We start from the raw sequence: 25215 nt of genomic DNA, 5'->3' as shown, positions 1-25215 counted from the left end.
GCTGAGGTGATTTAATTGAAACTCAAACGTGACGCGCGACCCGCCTTAGCGAATTGCAGCAATCGCCGGTTGGAACCTGGTCTCACATTGGTGTCCGAGGCATGCGTGATCCTATTGCGCGGCGCGGTTACGAAACTGGTCCTCACGACCTCGCGGCTCGTGCCGCTGTACGCTACGGCCATCTCCGTGGCCGCCATCCGCCAACGGCGTTTTGGCAATATTGTCCATGTATGGAGCCATACAGAGTCTCCATGCAGAACGCAGGTGGAGCGATGCCTCGGGAAAGCTAGTCTATTCTGCTGTTCTATTCATTCGACAGCTATCGGAGGGACCACTCGACACACAATCATTACAGGCGATGCGAGTTTGACCGGAGTTCACGGCGACCAGAAAACGGTTTCCCAAACGCCTGATGCCGGTCCGCTAAAAATGGCTCCTGCGCTACCTGTTCGGGGCCGAAGTCCTGCCGACAAGAAGTCACATCCCAACCGAATCGCCGCTTTAGCCGTCGCCCGCGAAAACCTACGCTCTCCTTCTGAGAAATTCCCGGATATGCACAGGCAACCCTCCTCGGTGGATGGTGGCGGGACCTTAGCAGGATCAGCATGTAGTGCACCTTTAATCTGACTGAGAAAAGGTGCGCCTACCGAGGTAAGGACAGACAGTGAGCGGCGAAGCAAAACTCATCTCGAACTACACCGTCGTCAAACTGCCGGTCTGCCAACTCCGACCGAGTGAGGAGATCAATATTGACCGCGGGGGAACGCTGGCCAAGATGATCGCCGAAGAGGGACGCTGGACCCGGCCAATCTTAGTCGAGCACCGCCATTTGGTGATCATGGATGGTCATCATCGCCTTTTCTGTGCCACCCGGCTAGGACTGTCGTTTGTTCCATGCCTGTTGCTTTCGTACGACGATCAAAACTTGCATGTGACCTCCTGGTATGACCCTACGCCCTTCGCTGTGGACCGGATCATTCAGGCCGGTCTTTCCGGGAACCTGATGAGCTTCAAGATGACCCGACACAAGTTACAGGTCGCGCTGCCAAACTGCTCAGTTGATCTCGATGACCTGAGATAACGGACGCTCAATGAACCAGGAGCATTCTCCCGACGAACCGGAGCCGCTGCGCAGCGAGTGGACGGTCGATTTGCTCAACAGTGGATCCGAACTGGCCGCTTGGGTCGATGGATTCGGGTCGCCGTTGCACGTAGTGTGTCCGGACCAAGCCGCCAAAAACTACCTCCAATGGCTGAAGGAATTGCAGAACATCTATGGCGATTGTCAGGTCCAGTTCGCGTTGAAGTCCTGCAAGTCTGCTTCGCTCTTGCGTGCATTCGCGATGGCTGGCGCTGGCGCTGACGTTTCATCTGCCTATGAGATGACTTCGGCCTTCATGAACCTAGTTCCAGCGCAGCGCATGTCGATGACCGGTCCGGCCAAGTCCGATTACGAAATCAATCTCTGCATCCGCCATCAGGTCGCCATCCATATCGACTGCATCGAAGAGCTGAAACGTGTTCTCGCATTGGCGGACGCTGTAGGAGGTGTCGGTCGTCTGTTTCTTCGGACCCGTCCCCTAAGCGAACCCGGCTCTCGCTTTGGAATGACCGAGGATCAATTGATAGCTTGTTTGCCGCTGCTTGAATTGGCCAAAGTGGAGCGGATTGGTGTGTCTTTTCATATCAACGACTACCGGGTTCAGACGCGCGCAGAACAATTGCGTTTCTGTATCGCATTCCTACGGTGCCTCTGTGCCAGGGGTCTCACGCCAGGCGGCATCGACATGGGTGGTGGATATCCCATGCGCTACCTCGAGAGGTTCGATTCAGCTGCATACGGTCGTGGCGTCCATTGGGGCGGCACAGCAAAGCCCGGCAACTATCCTTACGCTCCGGAGCTTGCTGGGGTCCGTCACGCAGCTGCGGTGATTCAGACCGCTTTAGCTAATCCGGTCGACCTTGACTTCCTCCACCGTCATCGGCTGCCCATCCTGCTGCAGCCTGGACGCTCGCTTCTCGACCAGTGTGGGCTCAGTGCTTTCTATGTGATCGACGTCAAGGACCTTGGAGACGGTCGATTCGGGGTGGTGCTTGATGGTATGTCCTTTTCACTCTCCGAAACCTGGTTTGGTGCCGATTTCGTGCCCGCTCCGGCGATTCTGCGCCGAGATTGGCGCGTAGTGCCGCGACACAATGCGCGCTATTTTCTCGTCGGGCGCAGCTGTCTTGAATCCGATGTCATTCGCTGTCGCGGCCTAGCAGCCGAGGGTGGCGTCGCCCCGGGCGATCTCGTCGTCTTCACCAATACCGCCGGTTACCAGATGGATTCGAATGAGAGTTCATTCCACCAAATTCCCTTACCCAAAAAGGTGGCGGCGGTACGGCGCGCGAGCGGATGGAGGATCTTAGCCGACGAAACACCTTCAAAGGAATTGCTCTATGATCGTCAATAGCATCCTTGAAACTATCGGACGGACGCCTATGCTCCACATCCCTTTACGCAGTGGGGAGGTCGACCTCTATATCAAGCTGGAAATGTTCAATCCTACAGGCTCGATGAAAGACCGGATGGCGTTGAGCATGGTCGAGCGGCTAGATGAGACTGCTGTCGCTATTGTCGAATCCTCGTCAGGGAATACGGCGAGTGCATTGGCCATGATCTCCGCCGTGCGCAGGCTCCGATTCACTGCCCTTATGGACTCCCATGCAAGCCTCGACAAGATCCTTACTGTTCGTGCATTTGGCAGCGACGTCCGAGTCGTTGGAAGTGACGATGGCGACCTCGCCACAGACGAGCGTGACAGGGAAGCCAGGCGGATTGCGATCGAAGAGGATGCTTACTGGACCGAACAGCACAACAATCCAGCCAACGCGGCCGGCTACATCGGGCTGGCGACTGAGTTGCTGGATGATCTTGGCCCGACAATCACACATTTTGTGTCGGCCATCGGTACCGGTGGGTCGGTTTGCGGGACGGCGCGTCAACTGAGGCTGCGTATCCCCGGGCTCCAAGTGATTGGCGTCGAACCTGTCGGAAGCGTCATCTTTGGCGGTCAGGGTGGGCGCTATCGCCAATCGGGTACTGGTACGCCCCAAGGCGCCAACGTCGGCATGGTGATTGATTACGACGTGATGGATTGGGGTCGCAAAGTGGGCGACGACGAGGCCTTCTCGATCTGCCACTACTTGGCGCGCCGGCACGGGTTGCTCGTCGGCGGCTCGACCGGCGGAGCGATCTACGAGGCACTCAGCGTGGCCCGTGAAGCGCCGGTTGGATCGCGCATCGTTACGCTAGCCTGCGACAGTGGCGCAAAGTACCTAGACACAATCTTTGATCAGGACTGGCTATCGACTCATGATATCCACATAATTGACGTTGAGACGCAATTTGCCAATCTTCTTGGAAATGCTCCGGCCGCGCCGGAGCCGCTAATCTCTCCAGCCCCACTTCGCCAATGAGTGTCGGTTACGATCGCGTTGACGCGTTTGAGACAAGCCCGAGCCAAAATTTGCCCTGAACGGACGCGCCATCAAGACGCACCCAAGGGCGTGACCCGACTGCTTAGAAATTTGGCGTGGGATCGAGGCGGAACTCGGCGAAAGTCCTACTTTCCCGAAGCTGCGAGTTCCGCGCGGTACTGTGTGGGTCAACGATCTTCTTCCGTTTGTGTAGGAAATGCCTTGGGGTGGTTCCAAACAATCTGGCTACGGAAAGGACCTGTCCCGTATTCGATGGAAGACTAAACCCAAGCTAGGCAGGCGATGATAAAGTTCGGCTAAGCCAGAACGTCCCTTCAACGATTGCCAAGAAGGTTCCTTTGCAGAGGGCAAACGACGCTGCCAGAAACCCATAGTTTGGCTAATGCGTAACGCTAGAACTACTCGTTTTTCGAACAGTGACGTCGCACATAAGTTTTGAACGAACGGAGAAAAATGTGAACGCGGAATTAGCAGGCCGAGTGGCCGTGGTTACTGGTGCTGGCGCAAAAAACGGGATCGGCCGGGCCACAGCGCTGTGTCTGGCAGACGCCGGCGCGGATGTTGCCGTTACCGATATCACCCTTTCGCCAGAGCTCGAAGACCTAGCCTCGGAGATCAGGTCAAAAGGCAGACGGTCTGCCGCGATCGGGCTCAATGTGACGTCGAGCGTTGAAATTCGTGCCTGTGTCGATGCTGTCGCTCGTGCGCTCGGTGGCATCAACATTCTCGTCAACAACGCTGGAACCACCCACGGTGCGCTTCCTTTTCTCGACATTTCCGAAGCCGATTTCGACCTAAGCTATTTCGTCAATCTGCGTGGGCCAGCCCTACTTTCGCAGTCATGCATCCCGATCATGCGTGCTGGCGGAGGTGGGTCGATCGTCAACAACGTGTCAACGGCCGGCCTTGGCGCGGAGCAAGGTTTTGGCGCCTACACGGCCTCGAAGCACGCCTTGATCGGCCTGACCAAGACGATTGCCGCTGAATTCGGTGCAAGCAACATAAGGTGCAATGCCGTCTGCCCCGGTTATACGGCGACCGACATGCATTTGGGAGTAAATGAACGCCTTGCCTCGGAAGCTGGCGTTTCAGTCGCTGAAATTGCGCGACAACGCTATGCGAAAATTGCCCTTCTCAGGGCAGCTCAGCCCTCAGAAGTAGCCGACGCTATAGTTTTTCTAGCCGGTCCGCGGTCAGCATACATTACCGGCGTCGCGTTACCACTCGCCGGAGGGGGCCCTTACGGAATCTAATCGCCAAATGCCGCTTCCACCACATGCCAATCGCATCCTATGCGAAAGTTCGCGACAGGCGCTGGCACACCCGAGGCGCAAATCCCGATAGGTTATCGTCTGCGGCCCGGGGGTTCCTGCATGAGAGACTTTCGTACATGGGGTAATCGCGGAGTGAGTCGCTTCGTCCGCATGCGTGATGAATAGCGGGCGAAAGGTGATTGCTCCCCGACATGATTGAAGAGACGGGCTCACGATTGGCGCCAGGCCCGGGTATCAGAGGGAGAACAATTATGGGCGAATTTATCGGGCTTGACGTATCTTTGAAAGAGACTGCCGTTTCCATACGGCGCGCAGGCAAACGGGTGTGGCGGGGAAAGTGCCCGTCAGACCCTACGCTGCTAGCGGAGTTGATCCGAAAACGTGCGGCCGATGTCGAACGGGTGGTGTTCGAAACCGGCCCCCTGTCAGTCTGGTTCTATCATGAACTGATCCGGCAAGGAGTGCCGGCGATCTGTATCGACGCCCGTCATGCCAAAGCGGCGCTGGACATGGCGCCGAATAAAACTGACGCGAACGACGCCGACGGCTTGGCGCATCTGGCCGAGGTAGGTTTCTACCGGGAAGTGCGGGTGAAGGGTTACGACAGCATGCTGATACGCACTTTGGTTGCTGGACGTACAAAGCTCGTTCGCATCACAACCGATCTTTCAAATCAGATACGCGGCCTCCTGAAAACGTTCGGGCTAGTCGTTCCCCGTGGGCAAGGCAGCACCTTCGAGAAAAACATCTATCGGCTCCTCGATGGCGAGGACGCGCTAGCACGAATTATTCTTCCAATTTTGGAGGCCTGGCGCAGCATGCGAGCAAGAGCCGCTGAACTATCAATCTGGCGAGGTCGACTATGACGGACATATCTCAAGACGCGGTGACGCCAATCTTCGAGCTCTTCTGTATGAGGCCGCGACCGTGATCTTGACGCGCACTCATGCGGAAAGTGAGTTGCGAACCTGGGGGCTCAAACTTCGTGAGAAACTCGGTTTCAAGCGAGCCGCTGTCGCCGTCGCCCGGAAGCTGGCGGTCATCATGCATGCCATGCTGAAATCAGGTGAACTGTTCAGTCGGACGACCGCATAAATTTTTACCGTTCGATTGCGCCGAGACGTCCCTGCCGGGACGTGAGCTGGCCCATTCCGAGAACAGGCGTTGCACCGTCAAGCTATCTTGGCGCGTGCGCTTCGTACAGTGGAAGGGCCGTTCCGTGGAAACCATCATGCAGCGACCTCATATCGACTGCGAAGACGACCGTGCTCCCGGCATACGACACTTCGTGCGGCAAAACGGGCTGAAAAAGGGCTTGCATTATTGGGTGCGATTAGACGACGCCTGACAGGCACCGGAAGCCCTTCAGGGTATCGGACCTAGAGTTCAGATTTGCGCCGGCTTCAAGGCAACATTGTCCGCAGCGTCGCAAAAAGTGCAGGTACGAATTCTGGCGCTGCAAAATGGTCCTTTAGAACACTCGCTTACTCAGCCTGCCCACTACGGCAAGTACACCGAATAGGACATAAAGGACATTATGTCATATATGGGAGATGGTATCGCGTCGCGCGATGTCATCGTCTAAACCGCAGCGGTCAGATCTGCTCCCTGCGAGCGGAATTCCTGCGGCGTCCGCAGATAATTGGCGCGGAAAACGCGGTTCAGATGCGAACCGTCGCAGAAGCCGCATTCCAATGCGATTACCGAAATCGATTTGTTCGTTCTCAGCAATAGATGGCGAGCGTGATCGAGGCGTATCTGGGTGTAGACCGCCTGCGGCGAGGTATTCAGTTCAGCCCGGAAGCGGCGCTCGATCAGCCGCTTGCTCATATTGAGCTTGTCAGCCACCCGGGCAATAGTCAGCGGGACCTCCAAATGGTGTTGCATGAGTATCACGGCGCGTTTCAGCACTTCATCGCGAACCACAACCTCGAGGCGTCCGGTAGGCTGGGCTGTCTCACCCTTCGTCGCTTCGTTGAACATCATGATCCGCAAGCTCTTGGCGGCCAGGGCTTTACCGAAGTGACGGTCGACGAGAAAGGCGGCGAGATGGGCGGCGCTCGCGCCGCCCGAACAGGTCAGCCGGTCTCGATCGACAACGAAAATCTGGTCGGAAACGCGTTGGAGACCGTTGAACAGCCGCAGGAAATCAGAGTTGTGGAACCAGCTGACGCAACATTTGTAGCCTTGCATGAGTCCGGCACGGTGCAAGATGAATGAACCGGTGCACAGCCCCACGAGTGGTACACCCGCTTCGGCGGCGTGCCGCAGATGGTCGTCGAACCGTCTGTCTACCAGGAGGTTTTCCTTTTCGAGGACCCCGCCAACGACCACCAGGTAGTCAAAACGGCTCAGATCTCCGATCCGTTCATGGGGAGAGATGGCAACGCCGCAGCTGGACAGGATTGGTGACATGTCAGGCGAGATGATCCGCCACTGACAGTGGATGGGGCGGCTGCGGTCCCCGTCGTCGGCAGCCAGGCGCAGTACATCCACGAAATTGGCAAACGCCCCAAGGGTAAACCGGTGGAGCAGCAGGAATCCTACGGAGAGCGGGGCAGGGACCTGAGCAAGCCCCAGCCCCGGGCGTTTGGATGAACTGGGGGCGTGTCGCAAATCTACTGTCATGCCGACGCATTCGTCCTTTCGCTATTTTCCCTCGGCGCTCACATGAGGCGCGGGTTATCCCGCGTTGCTAAGAGAACAAGGCGGAGAGTCTGATATGGTTCACCACTGGTCCAAGGACGCGTGGGCGTCCGTTCCTTCTGCCGAGCCGGTCATGGTTGCGCTGTATTTGGCGCCCGGCTTCGAACTTCTCGCCTTGTCGTCGGTCCTGGACGTCTTCGGTCTTGCCAACCAAGCGGCGAGGCAGGAAGCCTTCCGCTGGCGCACTGTGTCTCACTCGGGTGAAGCGGTGCGTGCCAGTTGCGGCATTGTAGTGGCGGCTGACGCCAACCTCGCCCAGGAGCGCAGATATCTTATGCAACCGGAACGCCCTGTCTTGGCTCTGGTCTGCGGCGATGAGCCTGAGGAAGGCCGAGAAACCAAAGTGTTGGGCGCATGGTTGCGTGAATGCCGGCAACGCAGGATCGGGACAGGCGGTTTTGGAAGCGGGGTTGCCGCTTTGGCCAAGGCTGGCCTGCTCAACGACCGCAGGTGCGCCGTTCATTGGGAGGCGCTGCCAGCCTTCAAGGAGCGGTTCATGCGCGTTGAGGCGGCAGCCACCGTCTACGAGGTCGACAACAACATCTGGAGCTGCGCCGGCGGCACGGCAGCTTTCGATATGATGGTCGACCTTGTAAAACATCATTGCGGCGAGCCCGTCGCGGTGAATGTGGGGGAGCTGGCCGTAGCAGGTCGTATCCGCAAGGGCGACGAGCGCCAGCGGCTGCCCTTGCTGCGCCAGCATGGCAGGCTCAACCCCACGGTCGTAAAACTCATAGTGTTGATGCAGAGGGACCTGGCCGCGCCGCTTACCATGGCGGACTTGGCAGCTGCTGAACGGCTGTCGAGACGGCAGGTGGAGCGACAGTTTCGCCATGACCTTGGCCGCCTGCCGCTACTTCCGGGAATTGCGATTGGAACATGCGAGGCTCCTGCTTGCCCAGTCGGCGCTGCCGGTGCTGGAAATTGCGATTTTATGTGGCTTCGTGTCCGCGTCCCACTTTTCGAGGTGTTTCCGCGAAACGCATCAGATCACGCCGCACGAAGCGCGGAATGTGCCGAATGGAGGGTCTTGAGCCTGTCAGCGCGACGGCAGTCGTTGGCAACACTTCCCCTGGCCGGGCCGAGCTCTGAACCAGCGGCATGGCCTTATGCACTGAGATCAATCCGGCCTCCCGACCGCACAGTGGGAAGACCACAAGACCGCGCTGATCCGGCGAACGATGTTTGGCGATCACGACCACGGCGATCGACCCCAATGTTGCCACCACATATGCGGCGTAAACGTCGGGGATGGAACCAAGGTCGGCAGGCAGCGGTCCCGGGCGAATGCGTCTAATACGGCGCCGACGAGGCGTCTTGCGTGATCCTCGTGTCGTGAGGGGCGTCATCCCTTTGCCAGTCTAAGCGAATCAAGCCAGCCCATCTCTATTTTTGGTACAGAGGAAAGGAGGAGGTCGGTATAAACGTCGAAAGGTGGTTGCAGTGCAGCAGTTTTCGGCCCGTATCGGACGATGTCGCCTCTATACATTACGGCAATTGAATCGGCGATCGCCTTCACCGTGGCCATGTCGTGGGTTATGAAGAGGTAGGCGACCTTCTCTTGCTGCTGCAGGTTGAGCAGCAGCTTGAGAATGCCGTTGGCCACCAGCGGGTCGAGCGCCGAGGTCACTTCGTCGCAGATGATTAGCTTTGGTTTAGCGGCCAGCGCGCGAGCGATACAGACGCGCTGTTTCTGGCCGCCGGACAGCTCGGCCGGATAGCGATCGACGAAACTCTTACCCATCTCGATCTCATCAAGCAATTCGACCACACGGGCGTCGCGCTGTCGGCCCTTCAGGCCGAAATACAATTCGAGTGGCCGGCCGATGATCCTGCCGACCGTTTGGCGCGGATTCATCGCCACATCGGCCATCTGATAGATCATCTGCAGCTGCCGGAGATCCTCCTTCGGTCGGTCAGCTAGCCTGTTGGCGAGCTTGCGTCCGTCGAAGGTGACCGAGCCCTGTTCGGGCGGCATCAGTCCTGTGATAGCCCGCGCCAGCGTCGACTTGCCCGAACCGGACTCGCCCACGACGGCCAGAGTCTGACCCGGATAAATGTCGACACAGACGTTCTTTAGCACCTTGATCTTGCCGCCCCCATAGGCCGCGGTGACGTTTTTCACCGACAAGAAGGGTGTCGCGCTCGGCTTTTGCTCTTGGTGTGTGATTTCATGGACCGAGACGAGCGCCTTGGTGTATTCCTGCCTCGGTTCCTCGATGATCTGGCGCGTACCGCCCCACTCCACCAGCTTGCCGTAGCGCAGCACCATGATCTCGTCCGAGACCTGGGCGACGACGGCGAGGTCGTGGGTGATGTAGAGCGCCGCCACATGGGTGTCGCGGATGGCATCCTTGATCGCGGCAAGCACGTCGATCTGCGTCGTCACATCGAGCGCGGTGGTCGGCTCGTCGAACACGATCAGGTCCGGTTCGGAGCAAAGCGCCATCGCCGTCATCACGCGCTGCAGTTGGCCGCCCGAGACCTGATGCGGATAACGCTCGCCGATGGTTTCCGGATCCGGCAGGCTGAGCTTCTTGAACAGCGCGACCGCGCGCTTCTCGACATCGGCCCGCTTGACGTTACCGTGCAGCATCGAGGCTTCCACCACCTGATCCATTAGACGGTGGGCCGGGTTGAAAGCGGCCGCGGCCGATTGCGCGACGTAGCAGACTTCCTTGCCGCGCAGCCGGCGGATGCCATCCTTGCCGCCCTTGAGGATGTCGCGGCCGTTGAGGATGACCTCGCCGCCGGTGATGCGAACGCCGCCACGGCCATAGCCCATCGAGGAGAGACCAATGGTCGATTTGCCGGCGCCGGATTCTCCGATCAGGCCAAGCACTTTGCCGCGCTTCAGCGTTAGCGAGACATCATCAACCAGCACGATGTCGCGCGGCACTTCGCCGGGAGCAAACATGCGTGCCTCTATGCGCAGATTGCAGATGTCGAGCAGCGATTCGGGCTTCGTGAGCTTCACGTCCTGGGCCACTAGCCGCGCCCTCCCTTGAGGCTGGTGGTGCGGTTCAGGATCCAGTCAGCGACCAGGTTCACGGAGATGGCAAGCGCCGCAATCGCGGCCGCCGGGATCAGGGCTGCTGGAATGCCGAAGACGATGCCATCCTTGTTTTCCTTAACCATACCGCCCCAATCGGCCTCCGGCGGTTGAACGCCGAGGCCGAGGAAGGACAGAGCGGAGAGGAACAGTACCGCGTAGATGAAGCGCAGGCCGAGCTCCGAAACCAGCGGCGACAGTGCGTTGGGCAGGATCTCGCGAAAGATGATCCAGACGGTGCCCTCGCCGCGCAATTTCGCCGCCTCGACATAGTCCATGACGTTGATATCCACGGCGACAGCGCGGCTGAGGCGATAAACGCGTGTTGAATCAAGAATCCCCATGACCAGGATCAGAGTGAGCACCGTCGAGGGCAGAACGGAAAGCACGACGAGGGCGAATATCAGCGTCGGGATCGCCATCATTAGGTCGACGAAGCGCGACATCAGCGTGTCGAACCAGCCGCCCAGCACTGCGGCGGTGAATCCGAGGATCGAACCTAGGGAGAAGGACAAGGTGGTAGCGAGCACGGCGATGAAAATCGTCGTGCGGGCGCCGTAGATCATCCGCGAGAGGAGATCGCGGCCAAGGTTGTCGGTGCCGAGCAGAAACTGACGGGACGACGGTTCCCAGACATTGCCGACGATCTCGCCGAGGCCGTGCGGTGCGATCCATGGCGCAAAGATGGCCGCCAGCAGGAACAACGTGGTCAGGATCAACCCGATCAGCGCGGGAACGGGGATGCGTGTGGTGTCAAGCACTCTCCGTCCTCACTTCGGATGTCTGAGGCGCGGATTGGCGACGATAGCCCCTATGTCCGCGATGATGTTCAGGCTGATATAGACGGCGGCGAAGATCAAGCCGTCGGCCTGCACCACCGGCACGTCGCGCTTGGTGACGTGGTCGACCAGATATTGCCCCATGCCCGGATAGACGAAGATCACTTCGACCACGACGACGCCGACGATCAGGTAGGCGAGGTTGAGCATCACGACGTTGATGATCGGCGCGATCGCATTCGGGAAGGCATGCTTGCGAATGACGTTGAAGGCCGACAGGCCTTTCAGTTCCGCCGTCTCGACATAGGCCGACTGCATGACATTGAGGATCGCCGCCCGCGTCATGCGCATCATATGGGCGAGCACCACCAGCGTCAGCGCCGTCGCAGGCAACGCGATCGCCTGCATGCGCTCGCCGAACGGCATGCCGTCATAGACGGTCGAAATGGCTGGGAACCATTGATATTTCACCGCAAAGAAATAGACCAGCACGTAGCCGATGAAGAATTCGGGAAACGACGTCGAGGCGAGCGCCAGTCCGGAGATCAGCTTGTCGACCCAGCCATTGCGGTAACGCACCGCGATCAGGCCGAGGATGATCGCCAGCGGCACGGCGACGATGGCCGCCCAGAAGGCGAGAAACAGCGTGTTCCACAGCCTTCCCTTGATCGATGTTGCAATATCCTGGCCGCTCGACATGGCAGTGCCGAGATCGCCGGTCAGCACGCCGCCAAGCCAGTGAAAATACCTGACATAGGCGGGCGCGTTGAGACCCAGTTGCTCGCGCAGGTTGGCGAGCGACTCCGGCGTCGCCGACTGTCCGAGGATGGCTTGCGCGACGTCGCCGGGCAGGATCTGGGTGCCGGCGAAGATCAGGACCGATACGGCCAACAAGAGAATGATGCCCAGCGCGATGCGCTGGGCCACCAGTTTAAGGACGGGGAAGGACATGTTGAAGCGCAGCTTATGCTTGCACCCAACATTTCGACAACGCGTATGCTCCCATCATTTCTTGGCTGCCATCCTCGATCCAGCCGCCAACACGCGGACCCGTGGCATCAATAAAATCGTTGAACATCGGCACTATCACGCCACCCTCGTCGCGCACCATCTGTCCCATGGCAGCATAGATTTTCTTGCGCTTTTCACGGTCAAGCTCGCGCCTAGCCGAGATAAGCATCTTGTCAAAGTCGTCGCGGAAAAACCGGGTCTCGTTCCAATCAGCCTTGGAGTAGTAGGCTGTCGTGTACATCTGGTCTTGGGTGGGCCTTCCTGCCCAATAAGAGGCGGAAAAGGGCTGTTTGTTCCAAACGCTCGACCAGTAACCGTCGCCAGGTTCACGCTTGATCTCCAGCATGATGCCGGCCTTTGCCGCGCTCTGCTGGTAGAGTTGGGCAGCATCGACCGCGCCGGGGAAGGCAACGTCGGAGGTGCGCAAAAGCACCGAGCCCGAGTGACCGGACTTCTTATAGTGGAAGGCGGCCTTATCCGGATCATATTTACGCTGCTCCATCTCGCTGAACAGCGGATAGGCCTTATTGATCGGCGTGTCGTTACCCACCGATCCGTAGCCCATCAATATCTTTTTGACCATTTCCTCGCGGTCAACCGCGTATTTTAATGCCAGTCGCAAGTCATTGTTGTCGAAAGGCGCAGTATTGCAATGCGCGACGAACACATAGTGGCCTCGTCCAGCAACGTTGCGAATTGTCACGCCCGGAACGCGTTTCATCAGGTCGACCACCTTCGGCTCCACCCGGTTCACAATGTCAACGATACCGCCCTGGAGCGCGGACATACGTGCCGTGGCGTCGTTGATCACGATGACCTCGATCTGATCCGCAAAACCGCGATCATCTCGCCAATAGTGTGGGTATCGCTCACCAACATGCCTTATCCCCGGCTCGTTGACGGACAAGTGATAAGGTCCCGTTCCTATGCCGGCGATCGGGTTGACCTTGCCGCCGTTTGGCTGAATCATCAGATGGTAATCAGCCATCAAATACGGGAAGTCTGCGTCCGGCTCCTTCAACTCAATTTTTACGTCCTGAGCGGCGGTTGATATCTTCTGGATGTTGCCAAGTAGACCCAGTGCTCCAGATTTCGACTTGGCATCGGCGTGGCGCTCAAGCGTTGCTACGACGTCGTCGGGGGTCATCTCCTTGTTGTTATGAAATGTCACCCCCTTGCGAATTTTGAACGTCCAAACCTTGGCATCGGTGGAAGGTGAGATTTCTTCGGCGAGGGCTGGCTGGATTTCTCCAGCAGGCGAAACCTCAACAAGCTGTTCCGCCCAGTGCCTGCCTAGAAATGTAGGGACATTGCTCGTCCAGACGGCTGGGTCAAGGCTATCAGTAGCAGCACCGCCGACCATCCCCGCCTTGAGAACACCACCGCGAATCGGCGCGGATCGTGCCGGAAACGAGGACGACCCGATAAGGCCAGCCGCAGCTCCAAATGCGGCCGTTGCCTTCAGGAAATCTCTCCTTGTGGGTTCATTCTTAAGAAACGTATTCTTCGTGTACATAGTTGTTCCCTTTCTTGTTATAAGTTTATTCGTGACTAAATTCCGTAAGGCCCTCGTCGAGCTCTGGAGACAAGGCGGTATCGAAAGGCGCACAACGTGAGACTTTCTAAAGACAAAGGAGTTTTAGCGTTCCGCGTTAGCCAAACTATCGTTCACTGGCAGCGTCGTTTGCTTTCAAGATGAACTTCTTCTGGGCGATCGCTGTGAAGCGACGTTCCGGCCTATCCGAACTTAACCATCGCGTGCTTAACCTGGGTGTAATCTTCCATCGAATACGGGGACAGGTCCTTTCCGTAGCCAGATTGCTTAAAGCCGCCCCACGGCATCTCCGACACAAACGGAAGATGATCATTGACCCACACAGTACCGAAATTGAGATCTCGTATCGCCGAATGCGCCCGAGCGACGTCACGGGTCCAGACAGAAGCTGCCAAGCCATAGGGGACATCGTTGGCCAGTTTAAGAGCTTCCGCCTCGGAGCTGAATTTCTGGACGGTTACGACTGGCCCGAACACCTCGTTTTGAACGATCCGATCCGACTGCGACACGTCTGCAATCAGCGTCGGAGCCACGAAGAAACCGGTTGGCCTGGGGCTCCCGCCTCCTCCCACGAGAATCCTGGCTGAACGGGACTGATCGATGAAATCGTGTACTCGAGACTGTTGTTGCTTTGAGATGACCGGCCCCATCGCGACGGTTGCGTCTTGGCCGGGGTCCCCAAAGGTGACAGATCCTAGTTCTTCGCTCAAAAGGGTGAGTAGCTTGCTGTAAACGGTCTCAGACGCGATGATCCGGCAGGGCGCGCCACATTCCTGGCCGGAATTCCACAAACCCATGATCCTGATTGTGGTCGCTACGGCTTGCAAGTCGGCGTCGTCGAACACAACGACCGGCGCTTTTCCGCCGAGTTCCAGGTGAACCCGTTTGAAACTAGCTGATGCCGAGGATGCAACGTGTTGTCCCGAGCGACCACTGCCTGTCAACGCGACCATATCGATATCTGGATGTGCGGAGATCGAGGCACCCACAGGGTCGCCATCACCCGCGACGATGTTCAAGACGCCGTCAGGAAGCAGACCCTGACAATGCTCGGCCATCAAGAGGGCTGTGATCGGAGTGAGTTCGGCCGGCTTCAGCACGACCGTATTACCCGCCGCGAGGGCAGGGGCGATCTTCCATACGGCCATCATGAGTGGATAATTCCAAGGAACGATTTGGCCGACAACGCCGATGGGTTCGCGTCGGATCATCGACGTATATCCGCGTAGATACTCGCCAGCCGACTTTCCCTCGAGGATCCTCGCCGCACCTGCAAAAAACCGCAGATTGTCGACAGCAATGTCGATTTCTCCCGCCGCCATTGAAAGAGGCTTGCCGACATTGAGCATCTCGAATCTTGCGAGCCGGTCCTTATCGGCGCTGATCCGAGCACTCAACTCCAACAGATAGGCAGAACGTTCGCCTGGCGTGGTGTTCCGCCAGCTTTGAAACGCCTCCTTCGCCCGTCTCACCGCGAGATCCACATCGGCCTTGCCGGAGCGCGGAGACGACGCAACTACCTCTTCGTTCGCGGGATTGATGATGTTGACCTGCTCATCGTTCGCTGACTTCACGAACTCGCCGCCGATGAAGTTCTTTAAAGTGACCATGCTGTTCATCATTTTCCCCTCTTCTTGATTCTCTCGCCGACGATCGGTCCCTCGGATGCCGCTTAACGAATGCCGTGTGTGCGGCTTGGGAGGCCCCAAGAAACTTGCTCAGCAGATGAGTCTCTGTGTGGTATCGCGTCTACCTCGCTCTCAATTTCTCGCTTTCAACGACAGTTCGAACTGAGAGGCGGCCTCCACGGTAACGCGCATAAACACGCTCGAAACTGAGAATCTTGCCAATTGCTGGCAATATCCGGCCAAGGTTCGCACGCCATGGCGGCATCCCCTTGTCTTTGGCCGCGCTTCTCTGGATGCGAAAAACCCCTGCGTTCCACTTTAACAAGCATTCAAATTTGGCTTGTCCTGCAGCGGGCAGAAACCTGTGATTGAAAAGTACCTGGGGGCGAGACGACTAGCTTTGGCTAAGGGCTAAGTTTCAATCTTGGATGGGTCGCGTGTTGAGGAGGACGGCATGAGAGGGCTCCGTTTCTCGGCCAGATTCTGCTATTAATTGGCGGAATAGTGCCTGTTTCTTAGACCATAAACGATCAATCCTTGCGACCGAGCCCCAAGCGGGTGTGGGCGATGTTTTTGAGGATATGGTCTACAGAATGACACAGGAGCACTATCGAATCGGCGTGGATGTCGGAGGAACTTTTACCGATCTATCGCTAATCAACGAGCTCACGGGTGCGTTGAATAACTTCAAAACGCCTTCAACCCCCGATGATCCGTCCGAAGCTATCGAGAATGGGTTGAAGCTGGTGATCGAGGCCGGATTCGATCCGAAGGCAATCGCGCATTTTGGTCACGGCACCACCGTAGCGACAAACATAATCATTGAACGCAAAGGTTCCCTGACCGGCCTGCTTACCACCAAGGGATTCCGCGATGTGCTGGAGATTGCACGGCAACAGCGGCCGCACCTTTACGATTATTGTATTCATCGCCCGGTGCCGCTAGTCGAGCGTTGGTTGCGGATCGAGGTGCCGGAACGTTTTACGGCGGACGGTGACGAAATTGTTCCGTTGGACGAATCCGCTGTGCGTGCCGCAGCTGCCCAGTTCCGCGCAGCAGGGATTGCGGCGGTCGCGGTCTGTTTTGTGCACTCCTATCGATTTGACGCACACGAGAAGCGCGCAGGGGACATCCTGCGTGAGGTACTGCCTGGAATTCCGATATCGCTCAGCTCGGATGTGCAGCCTGAATTCCGCGAGTTCGAACGCTTCTCGACCACGGTGATGAATGCCTATCTGACACCGAGGATAGCAGCCTATCTGGATCGGCTTATGCATCGCTCACGCGATCTGGGGATCCGGGCCGTACCACATACGGTGCACTCCAACGGCGGTCTGATGTCAATGGAGACGGCCAAGGCCTATCCGGTCCGGACCTGCCTTTCCGGACCTGCCGCGGGCGTGGTGGGGGCTGCGCAGGTTGCCGTGGCCGCAGGATTCCCCAATGCCGTGACGTTCGATGTGGGCGGAACTTCTACGGATGTCTCTCTTGTTCTGAACGGACGCGGTGCCTACACGCCCTTGCGGGACGTTGCCGGCTATCCGATACGCTGTCCGATGCTCGATGTTCATGTGATCGGGGCAGGCGGCGGATCCATCGCTTGGGTCGATGATGCCGGCGCGATGAAGGTCGGGCCCCATTCCGCCGGCGCGGTGCCGGGGCCAGTGGGGTACATGCGCGGCGGTACTGAGCCGACAATCACGGATGCAAACTTACATATGGGTCGTCTCAATCCGGTGGCGCTGCTCGATGGTGCCATGCCGGTGGACCGCACTGCGGCGACGCGCGTCATATCGGAAATTGCGGCCAAGATCGGCGCAGCGCCCGATGACGTGGCTGACGGCATAATTCGGATAGCGGTAGCCAATATGGCGCGTGCAATCCGGTCGGTATCGATAGAGCGCGGGTGCGATCTGAATGATTTCGCGCTGGTGGCTTTTGGGGGAGCGGGGCCGCTGCATGCGACCTTCGTGGCGGATGAAGTTGGGATTCCGATTGTTGTTGTCCCAGAGGCTCCCGGAACAATGTGTGCGCGGGGTGTCCTGCTTTCGAACATTTCCCGAAGCTTTGTGAAGTCGCATGTGACAGCGCTCTCGGATGCCAGCTGGCAGGAGGTTCTCGACAACGCAGCGATCCTAACGGCGGAAGCCGAGGGCTGGTTGATCAGCGAAGGCGTCGATGAAGCACTGCGTCAGTACGTCCGTGTTATCGAGGCGCGCTACCTTGGCCAGAACTTCGAGGTTCGCGTCGAAGGCGACATGATCGACGAGGATGCCTTTGTGCAGGCGTTCTACCGCGTCAACGACGAGGTATATGGCTATCACGTCGAGGACCGCGAGATCGAGATCGTGAATGCCCGGGTCGAGGCCATCGGCAACATTGCCAGGCCACTTGAACAACCGCCTATAGTGACTGGCACGGTTGAGGGCGCCCGTCTCGCTACCCGTCTGGTCCACATGGGTCAGGAAAGCGACGGCTGGGCTGAGGCGGGAATTTACGATCGTGCGAAGTTGCCCGTCGGGGCGATGATCGTCGGACCCGCGATTGTCGAAGAACTCACTGCAACGACCGTTCTCCCCTCAAGCTGGACTGCAACGGTCGACAACTGGCGCAACATCATTCTGACTCGCAAGGCGGCCTGAGCCATGACTCAAATCAACGCTATAGACGTAGAAGTGTTCAACAACCGGCTTCTGTCGATCACCGATGAGGTCATGAACACGCTCATCCGCTCCTCTTTCTCCACAAACATCAAGGAACGCAAAGATGCATCCGTCGCGATCTTCGACAAAACGGGGAAGCTGATCTGCCAGGCACTTTACATTCCGATGCTGTTGTCGGGAGTCATGGGTGGCGTGGAGACACTGTTGAAGGGTCGAGGTATCGAGAGCATTCGAGAGGGCGATGTAATTATCTGCAACGACGTCTACCTGGCAGGCGGATCGCACAACAACGATATCTCGATCATCACACCCGTATTCATCGAAGGTAAGATCGAGTATTTCATTGGCAATATCGGGCACCACTCGGATGTCGGTGGCGTCATTCCCGGGTCAACTGATCACATCCTTACCAGCGTCTTTGCCGAGGGCATCCGCATCCCGCACATGCGGATCGTTCGCGAGGGCGTGTTGGACGAAGACCTTCTCTATCTGATCGCACATAACACCCGCGACCCCATGGAGCGGATCCTCGATCTCAAGGTGCAGATTGCCGCCAACAGTCAGGGCGCCCAGAGTCTGCGGAAACTCTCGCAAGAACACGGCTTGGCACGGGTGCAGAAGAGCATGGCCGATCTGCTCACCTATACCGAACGGCGCATGCGGCAAAGGCTCAAGGAACTGCCTGACGGGGAGTACCGCTCAGAGGTCTATACCGATGACGAGGGCGTACCGGGGCCGCGCAAGAAAATCTGTCTCACCGTGTTCATCAACGATGGAAACGTGACCCTCGACTTTGCGGGCACCGACCGGCAGGCCAAGGGCTCGATCAATCTGGGGCCGTATCCTCTCCTTGCGGCGGTTTTCTGCGGCATCAACATGATGGTGGACCCGACGATTCCAGCCAATTTCGGTATGTTCCAGCCCGTCCGGATCGAGGCTCCTGTGGGAACAATCGTTAACCCCGAGTTCCCAGCAGCAATCGGCAACCGCGAGTATACAGCCCAACGGGTGGTGCGTGCGATTACGCTAGCCTTCGCGCGGGCGCTGCCGCAAGACCGGGCTGTGGCCCCATCGGCGGACATCAACACTGGCATGGCGTTCTATGGCAAGCGCCGGTCGGGTGAGCCATTTGTCTATGTCGAGGCCGTTGCGGGCGGCGTTGGTGCGACGCTTTACAAGGATGGAATGCATGGTACCCAGGTTGGGATCACCAACACATCGAACACGCCCGCCGAAGCCCTGGAGATCGAGTTTCCGTTAATCGTGCGCGAATACGGTTTGGCAATCGATACGGCCGGGCCGGGCAGGACCCAGGGCGGGGCGGCGATCATCCGTGACATCGGGTCGCTGGTCGACGGCGTTTCGGTTTCAACGAAGGCCGACGGCAAGAAAAGCCCGGCGCCGGGCATTTTCGGCGGTGGAGAGGGTGGGCGCGCTTCGCTAGAGTACCACCGGGCCGATGGCGAAGTTGAAGAAATCGAGATGTACGTTGTCGACCGCATCATGGCGAAAGGCGATGCTGTGCGTCTGATCACGCCAGGTGGAGCGGGTTTTGGCGATCCGGCCGAACGTGCCCCGGCCGATGTGGCCCGCAGCGTCCGCGATGCCTTCACTTCGGACGATTTTGCGGCAAGGCACTACTCACCCGCCGCATCGAAGGCGGTCTCTTGAAATGAATCGTCGGTTCGACACGGTTGTAATCGGCGGAGGCATCGTCGGGACGACCGCTGCTTATTACCTGGCAAAGGCTGGCAAGCGCGTGGCTCTGGTGGAGAAGGGCCGCATCAACGGGGAGCAGTCGAGCCGGAATTGGGGCGCCATTCGTACCCAAGGGCGCGACCCAAGCGAAATCCCGATGATGCTCGACTGCCTGGACATTTGGCATGGGATCGAGGCGGAGCTCGGCGAAAGCGTGGACTGGCGACAGCAAGGCCAGATGCGAGTAATCTATGATAGGAAAATGCGCGAGCGCTCCGAAGCGTTCATGCCTACCGCTCGCGAGTTTGGCCTTACGACCCGGATTCTGACCCCGAGCGAAGTCGCCGAACTGCTGCCGCATTACGACTCGCGCGACTGTCAGGGTGCGCTTTTTACGCCCACTGACGGCTGCGCGGAACCCGAAAAGGTAGCCTCGGCCTTCGCCCGGGGCGCTGCCCGGCTCGGCGCCGCGATAATGGACTACACAGCCGCTGTGTCTGTCGACACGCAGAACGGCGCCGTCTGCGCAGTCGAGACAGAGCAGGGTCGGCTCGACTGTGAAACCGTCGTATTGGCTTCAGGCGCTTGGACCAGTCTTCTTTTGAAGTCGCTTGGGATCAGACATCCTACCCTTTGGATCCGCGGCACGGTCGGTCGTACCAGCGTATTGCCCATCGAGATGCGCAAACTCGTGGTTTGGGGCAAATGTGCCTATCGGCAACGCCTCGACGGGCGGGTCAACATTGCGGTAGCGGAGGACGGTTTCCACGATCTGATGCTCGACAGCATAGTGCATGGTCTGAAGTTCCTGCCACTGGCGCAGCGCAATTGGCGCAATGTCCGCTTTAGCTTGGGCAAGCCGCTGATCCGCAGCGTGATGGGGGAGTATGCCGACTTCACGACCCATCGCATGCTAGACCCCCGGCCCGACTGGAAGGGGCTCGCACGGGCTTCCAAACGCTTTCTCGAAGAATATCCTGCGGCTGGCCCGATCACCTACGAACGCGCCTGGGCCGGCTATATCGATTACACTCCAGACGAACTCCCGGTGATCGATGCCCTTGCCAAACCCCGCGGCTTATTCGTCGCGGCCGGTCTAAGCGGCCACGGGTTCGGTATCGGTCCAATCGTCGGCAAGACGGTCTCCGACCTGATCGCCAAAGGGCGCAGCGACTATAATCTTGCGCCGTTCAGCTCGCGGCGTTTTAATCACGGATAGTATGGCAAACGAGTCCTCGAAAACGGTTCCAAGTCCCGTCCTGATCGACGTTGTTCTCGCGGACGGCTTCTCCATGCTGACCACGACACTGATCCTCGAGGCACTACGTTTCGTGAACTTGGCCCATCGCCGGAAGGCATTCGACTGGACGATCAAGGGCGTCCAGTCCGACGCCCCCCGTGCAAGCAACGGCTTTACGCTCGCAGCCCAGCTACAATTCGATAGCAATACCCCTCCGGCCGATATTGTCTGTCTGAATGCGTCCTACTTTCCCGAAGCTGCGAGTTCCGCGCGACTGTTGGGCTGGCTCAGAGCTGCGGAACGGCACGGGACGTGGATCTTGGCGGTGGACACGGCGCCCCTGCTTCTCGCCCAAGCAGGGCTACTTGATGGGAGGGCCGCGACTATTCACTGGGAAGAATTCGACAGCGCGCGGGAACTATTCCCCAAGGTCGACTTCCACAGCTCCGGTGTTGAGCAAAGCGGGCGCATCTTCACGTGCAGCGGCGGGATGGCCGTACTGGACATGATGCTAAGATTTCTGGCCCAGCATCAGGGCGATGAGATCTCCCAGAGGGTACGCCAGTGCTTTTTCCTGAATGATGCAGATGCGTCTTTGGTCGCCCGGGACAAGAAACTGTCTACGGCAGTCGAAACCATGCGCCGCTGCACGGCCAAACCGGTACCTCTGGACAATATCGCAGTGCGCGCCAACATGTCGCCACGACAGTTGTATCGACAGTTCGAAGCGGAATTTGGCGTCTCCCCTGGGAAATTCTATACCGCCATACGCCTGCAAAAGGCTCAGTCGCTGCTGTTGAACACGCGATTTCCGATCTCCCAGATCGCCTTTGCCTGCGGCTATTCGACGGCGTCCTGGTTCGGTAAGTCCTACAAATCCTTCTTCGGGATCACCCCCAATGAAGAACGCGCCCGACTGGCGGCTGGAAAGGCGCAATCGGAAAACCGGTTGGCGATGTTCTTCCAACCGAATTCGAGCCTTTTGGTCAATATCCTTGGCCAGGGCGCGACGCCTTTGAGTGCGGACCGTGGCCGGATACTGCCGTAGATTGGCGAGTTTCGCAGTTTCTCGGCTGCACTATGGGCTGAATAGTAGCTGCGAACCGATGGAGAACAATCACATATGTCGGAAGCAACTCGCGTTATACGTCTGACGCCCGACGGGGATCCTGCCAATGGCATGACTCCGTGGGAGACAATCTCGCATGATGGAGTAGTCGTTGGCGAACCAAAAGACCGCAGACATCGTTTCTACATAGGTGATCGGCTGAGACCCGGCCAAGTCCGTGTCGGTCTTTGGGAAGCCACAGCGTACACTGAAAAGATCGAAAACTACCCTAAAGACGAGTTTATGCATGTAATCGAGGGATCGGTTACGATTGTCGAAGAAGATGGGCGCGAAAAGACCTTTGCGAAAGGCGATAGCTTTTTCATGCCATCGGGATTCACTGGTCTGTGGAAGCAAGAGGAAAAGATGAAAAAGTACTTCATGGTTTTCGACGCCTCAGATGGCGGTGACTAACGCCTTGCGACGGCCTTGGGCAGTGGGAGTGCGCAAATGGCCTGGTATTGCAAATCCGTCGATATCCGGCTGTGGCGCAGGTGCTCTCACACTGATTGAGCGGTAAGGAAATTGAGGTAGCACCGCGCTTATGACCGTGAGTGCACCGACCTGCAAGAACCCACCGCTCTCCGATCGAAAACCTCACGGCTGCATGCACCACTCCGGCCGTGCCAGGGCGGTCCGAGACCTATTGGCGGGCTGGTTACCAACAGGCGACTTTAGTGCGCCTCGCTGGTCCAGCCCGTGGGGTTCACTCCAGTCGTCGACCGCCGAGCAATAGGTAAGCGCCACCAGAGCCCTAATCTGGTGCCGGAAGGGCCGGATTTCAGCGTTTCGACGAAGAACGTCGATCCGAAGATCGCGACTATAGCGTGGCCGCAGCTGGTCGTGCCGGTGATGAATGCGCGCTATGTGCTGAGCGCCCGCCAATATGCGCTGGGGCTCGCTCTATGATGTGCTCTGCGGCACGGACGCCATTCCGGAAGCCGACGGCGCGGAGAAGGGGAGGAGCTACAATCCCATGCGCGGCGAGAAGGTGATCGCCTGGCCACCTGTGCCCTTCTTCCGGTGGCTCAGAGCATTGTTTGGCGTGCGAGGCAGAATCCAAATACCCCACAGGGATCCCAGCCTATTCGCTTCAACGACATAGATAGATTGGGTGTTATGGAAACAGGATTGTAGTATCAGCGCCAATCCTCCACTCTTCGACGGCGTCGGCAAAGGGTCAGGAACCAGTGGACGTTCAGGCACTCCGCCCGGAAGGGACCGTTGAAGCTTCGACGCAGTTTATCCGCGCTTTCCCGGCCGGCTGAAGTCAAGCGTAACGCCCTTCCAGGGCCACGTGCAGCGCACGGAAAGGATCGCTTGTGTTCAAATGGGCGTCCCTGAACGTGGCGCCACCGAACCTCGCTGAGACGCTCCATACCACGCCGGCGGCGATCAAACAGTGCAACAGATCCTACAAGTAATTTCACAGAATCTTTGCGACCCAAAATTGCTGACAATGCTACGTTCACCCCAAAGTCTGAGGTCAGGCACCTAGACGCAAAGTATCCCAACTGAGACGCGAGCCGATCTTCCGACGATCCGTATCTCGTCTCGTAGCGGCAAACCATGCTTGAATGAATTCGACGGGGAAGTGATATGGCGACCCAAAATTCTACCCCTCCTATCGGATCTCTAGGAAGCGGGGCGAGTATGTCGATTACAGAACTTATAAAAGCGGCTGCTGATGAAGTTTGGAGGCCATCCATGTATCAACAGATGTTCGGAGGCACTGCTGAGCTTATCGCCGAGGACGGGCAGCAGCCAAGAGTTCATTCTGACGATGGCGAGGCTCTTTGCTGCGGCACATTCGGCGAATTGCTGCAAGGCCAGTTGCCGATCGGCTCCGTTCCCCGGGACCATCACTTCTTGATCACGATGCCCATCGCGCTCTTTGCGCGGGCCTACTTCATGCCGATTGCCTGCGCACGATCTGTAACCGTTTATCCGGCACATAAAGTCAAAGCGAAACGACTGGCTGAAAATCTCGTGATTGCGCTCGGCGTCTCAGGAGGAATCCTCTTTTTGCAATCCGAGATACCCGAAGGCAAAGGACTGGCGAGCTCGTCTGCCGATCTCGTTGCGACTGCACGGTCAATCGCCCGCTGTTTCAGACGTAGAGTTCAGACATCGTTGATCGAGAAGCTAATGGCGGAGATCGAGCCATCCGACGGGGTGATGTACCCCGGAGTAGTCGCATATCAACAGCGCACATGTAGCCTCCTCTCCTTCCTCGGGCAAATGCCGCCACTTGCAATCGTTGGTATTGATGAAGGGGGGACGGTCGAAACCGTCGACTATGATAAGCGGCGAGGTGAAATCTCCGCCAGTCACAGAGCAGAATATCAGCACTTACTCGACCGCGCACGGATAGCAATTCCGCGGGGTGACACGGCCACGATAGGCAGAATAGCTACGGCCAGCGCGCTCCTGCATCAGGAGCGGGCTCCAAAGGAGCACCTGAACTCGATGCTGAAAGCATCCGAGGCTACTGGCGCACTCGGGGTCATAGTCGCGCACAGCGGCACAATGATTGGAATTCTGCTTGATCGAACGGCGGCTGACTTTCCACGGAAGCTTCGATCCGTGCTCTCCCATGTATCGCCGTTCGACAACTCGCCTAGAGTATGTCTGACTGGCTGCGGGTGAGATGAGAGTCCTCTCTGTGCATATGTCGCGAGATCGGTCTGTCCCGTGATGAGTCGTGCGCTTTAAGCCAGGCGCCCTGGACTAGCGACAGCATATGGCGCCGATCGAGCCCGCGATGCGCGGCGAAGATAGCCAGGCCTCCCAAGGCCGAAAGGTAGAACAAATAGGTACGCTGGCCGCCGCCTGGGTGTCCGATAACGGGGCTCGAGCTCATCCGAGCATTCCTCAATCGGGGTAATAGAAACGGCCCGGCATCCACTGAGCAGGTAAGCGCCTCGCCGATCACCTATGGGTTTGGGCTTGATGTTTTCCGGAATCGCCAGGGCATGAGTTCCTCGATCTGGCTCTGTGGATGGCCGTTGATGATGG

Annotated in this window: 17 protein-coding genes and 4 pseudogenes; 14 read left to right on the top strand and 7 right to left on the bottom strand. The window is 58.1% G+C overall.

The features are described from left to right. The first annotated feature begins 664 nt into the window (after positions 1–664). From NKI54_RS33115 to NKI54_RS33095, 5 genes and pseudogenes are all read left to right on the top strand, one after another. Positions 665–1081: a ParB N-terminal domain-containing protein gene (locus NKI54_RS33115; protein ID WP_352693882.1), complete on the top strand. Its 417-nt coding sequence runs from the start codon at positions 665–667 to the stop codon at positions 1079–1081. Positions 1082–1091: 10 nt separating this feature from the next. Then, positions 1092–2456, top strand: coding sequence for a type III PLP-dependent enzyme domain-containing protein (locus tag NKI54_RS33110; RefSeq protein ID WP_352693880.1), 1365 nt, complete (start codon positions 1092–1094; stop codon positions 2454–2456). After that, entirely contained in the window at positions 2443–3462 is a 1020-nt protein-coding gene (locus NKI54_RS33105) for a PLP-dependent cysteine synthase family protein (protein ID WP_352693878.1), read from the top strand. The genes NKI54_RS33110 and NKI54_RS33105 overlap by 14 nt, the downstream gene beginning before the upstream one ends. Positions 3463–3938: 476 nt before the next feature. Beyond that, positions 3939–4736 (top strand): SDR family NAD(P)-dependent oxidoreductase, encoded by a 798-nt coding sequence (locus tag NKI54_RS33100; protein WP_352693876.1) that lies wholly within the window; start codon positions 3939–3941, stop codon positions 4734–4736. Positions 4737–5008: 272 nt separating this feature from the next. Beyond that, a pseudogene (locus NKI54_RS33095) lies at positions 5009–5852 on the top strand (IS110 family transposase). A 486-nt stretch (positions 5853–6338) separates the two neighbouring features. On the opposite strand, the gene NKI54_RS33090 reads toward NKI54_RS33095, so the two are convergent. Further along, positions 6339–7385: a GlxA family transcriptional regulator gene (locus NKI54_RS33090; protein ID WP_352693874.1), complete on the bottom strand. Its 1047-nt coding sequence runs from the start codon at positions 7383–7385 to the stop codon at positions 6339–6341. Positions 7386–7479: 94 nt separating this feature from the next. Here NKI54_RS33090 and NKI54_RS33085 point away from each other — a divergent pair. Both NKI54_RS33085 and NKI54_RS33080 read left to right on the top strand, forming a co-directional pair. Then, positions 7480–8001 (top strand): annotated as a pseudogene (locus NKI54_RS33085) (AraC family transcriptional regulator); the annotation flags it as partial. A 295-nt stretch (positions 8002–8296) separates the two neighbouring features. Then, the gene (locus NKI54_RS33080) at positions 8297–8497 is read left to right on the top strand and encodes a helix-turn-helix transcriptional regulator (RefSeq protein WP_352693872.1); all 201 of its coding nucleotides are present in this window, start codon (positions 8297–8299) and stop codon (positions 8495–8497) included. A gap of 311 nt (positions 8498–8808) precedes the next feature. Here the strand turns inward: NKI54_RS33080 and NKI54_RS33075 are convergent, their stop codons facing one another. The 5 genes from NKI54_RS33075 to NKI54_RS33055 form a co-directional block, all read right to left on the bottom strand. Continuing rightward, the gene (locus NKI54_RS33075) at positions 8809–10452 is read right to left on the bottom strand and encodes an ABC transporter ATP-binding protein (protein WP_352693870.1); all 1644 of its coding nucleotides are present in this window, start codon (positions 10450–10452) and stop codon (positions 8809–8811) included. Next, entirely contained in the window at positions 10452–11276 is an 825-nt protein-coding gene (locus NKI54_RS33070) for an ABC transporter permease (RefSeq protein ID WP_352693868.1), read from the bottom strand. The genes NKI54_RS33075 and NKI54_RS33070 overlap by 1 nt, the downstream gene beginning before the upstream one ends. A gap of 9 nt (positions 11277–11285) precedes the next feature. Continuing rightward, complete coding sequence (locus tag NKI54_RS33065; protein ID WP_352693866.1) at positions 11286–12245, bottom strand: ABC transporter permease; 960 nt, start codon at positions 12243–12245, stop codon at positions 11286–11288. A 13-nt stretch (positions 12246–12258) separates the two neighbouring features. Next, the gene (locus tag NKI54_RS33060) at positions 12259–13821 is read right to left on the bottom strand and encodes an ABC transporter substrate-binding protein (protein ID WP_352693864.1); all 1563 of its coding nucleotides are present in this window, start codon (positions 13819–13821) and stop codon (positions 12259–12261) included. A 221-nt stretch (positions 13822–14042) separates the two neighbouring features. Beyond that, entirely contained in the window at positions 14043–15479 is a 1437-nt protein-coding gene (locus NKI54_RS33055; protein ID WP_352693862.1) for an aminobutyraldehyde dehydrogenase, read from the bottom strand. A 602-nt stretch (positions 15480–16081) separates the two neighbouring features. Here NKI54_RS33055 and NKI54_RS33050 point away from each other — a divergent pair. The 6 genes and pseudogenes from NKI54_RS33050 to NKI54_RS33025 all read left to right on the top strand — a co-directional run. Then, positions 16082–18130, top strand: coding sequence for a hydantoinase/oxoprolinase family protein (locus tag NKI54_RS33050; RefSeq protein WP_352693861.1), 2049 nt, complete (start codon positions 16082–16084; stop codon positions 18128–18130). 3 nt (positions 18131–18133) lie between these two features. Continuing rightward, the gene (locus tag NKI54_RS33045; RefSeq protein ID WP_352693860.1) at positions 18134–19822 is read left to right on the top strand and encodes a hydantoinase B/oxoprolinase family protein; all 1689 of its coding nucleotides are present in this window, start codon (positions 18134–18136) and stop codon (positions 19820–19822) included. Between the two features lies 1 nt (position 19823). Then, positions 19824–21068, top strand: a complete 1245-nt coding sequence (locus NKI54_RS33040) for an NAD(P)/FAD-dependent oxidoreductase (protein WP_352693858.1) — start codon at positions 19824–19826, stop codon at positions 21066–21068. A gap of 1 nt (position 21069) precedes the next feature. After that, positions 21070–22137: a GlxA family transcriptional regulator gene (locus tag NKI54_RS33035; RefSeq protein ID WP_352693856.1), complete on the top strand. Its 1068-nt coding sequence runs from the start codon at positions 21070–21072 to the stop codon at positions 22135–22137. A 75-nt stretch (positions 22138–22212) separates the two neighbouring features. Beyond that, positions 22213–22611 carry a cupin domain-containing protein gene (locus NKI54_RS33030; protein ID WP_352693854.1) on the top strand — a complete coding sequence of 133 codons (399 nt, stop codon included), beginning with the start codon at positions 22213–22215 and terminating at the stop codon, positions 22609–22611. Between the two features lie 345 nt (positions 22612–22956). Next, a pseudogene (locus NKI54_RS33025) lies at positions 22957–23200 on the top strand (malate synthase G); the annotation flags it as partial. A 139-nt stretch (positions 23201–23339) separates the two neighbouring features. Here the strand turns inward: NKI54_RS33025 and NKI54_RS33020 are convergent. Then, a pseudogene (locus NKI54_RS33020) lies at positions 23340–23484 on the bottom strand (integrase core domain-containing protein); the annotation flags it as partial. A 366-nt stretch (positions 23485–23850) separates the two neighbouring features. On the opposite strand from NKI54_RS33020, the gene NKI54_RS33015 reads away from it, so the two are divergent. Beyond that, a complete protein-coding gene (locus tag NKI54_RS33015; RefSeq protein ID WP_352693852.1) occupies positions 23851–24846 on the top strand; it encodes a GHMP family kinase ATP-binding protein in 996 nt (331 codons plus the stop codon). Positions 24847–25215 lie beyond the last annotated feature (369 nt).

The organism is Mesorhizobium sp. M0663 (genome assembly GCF_040320585.1).
GTDB lineage: Bacteria > Pseudomonadota > Alphaproteobacteria > Rhizobiales > Rhizobiaceae > Mesorhizobium.
Note: the sequence above shows the minus strand (reverse complement) of the source record. Positions and strands in the feature narration are given on the sequence as shown.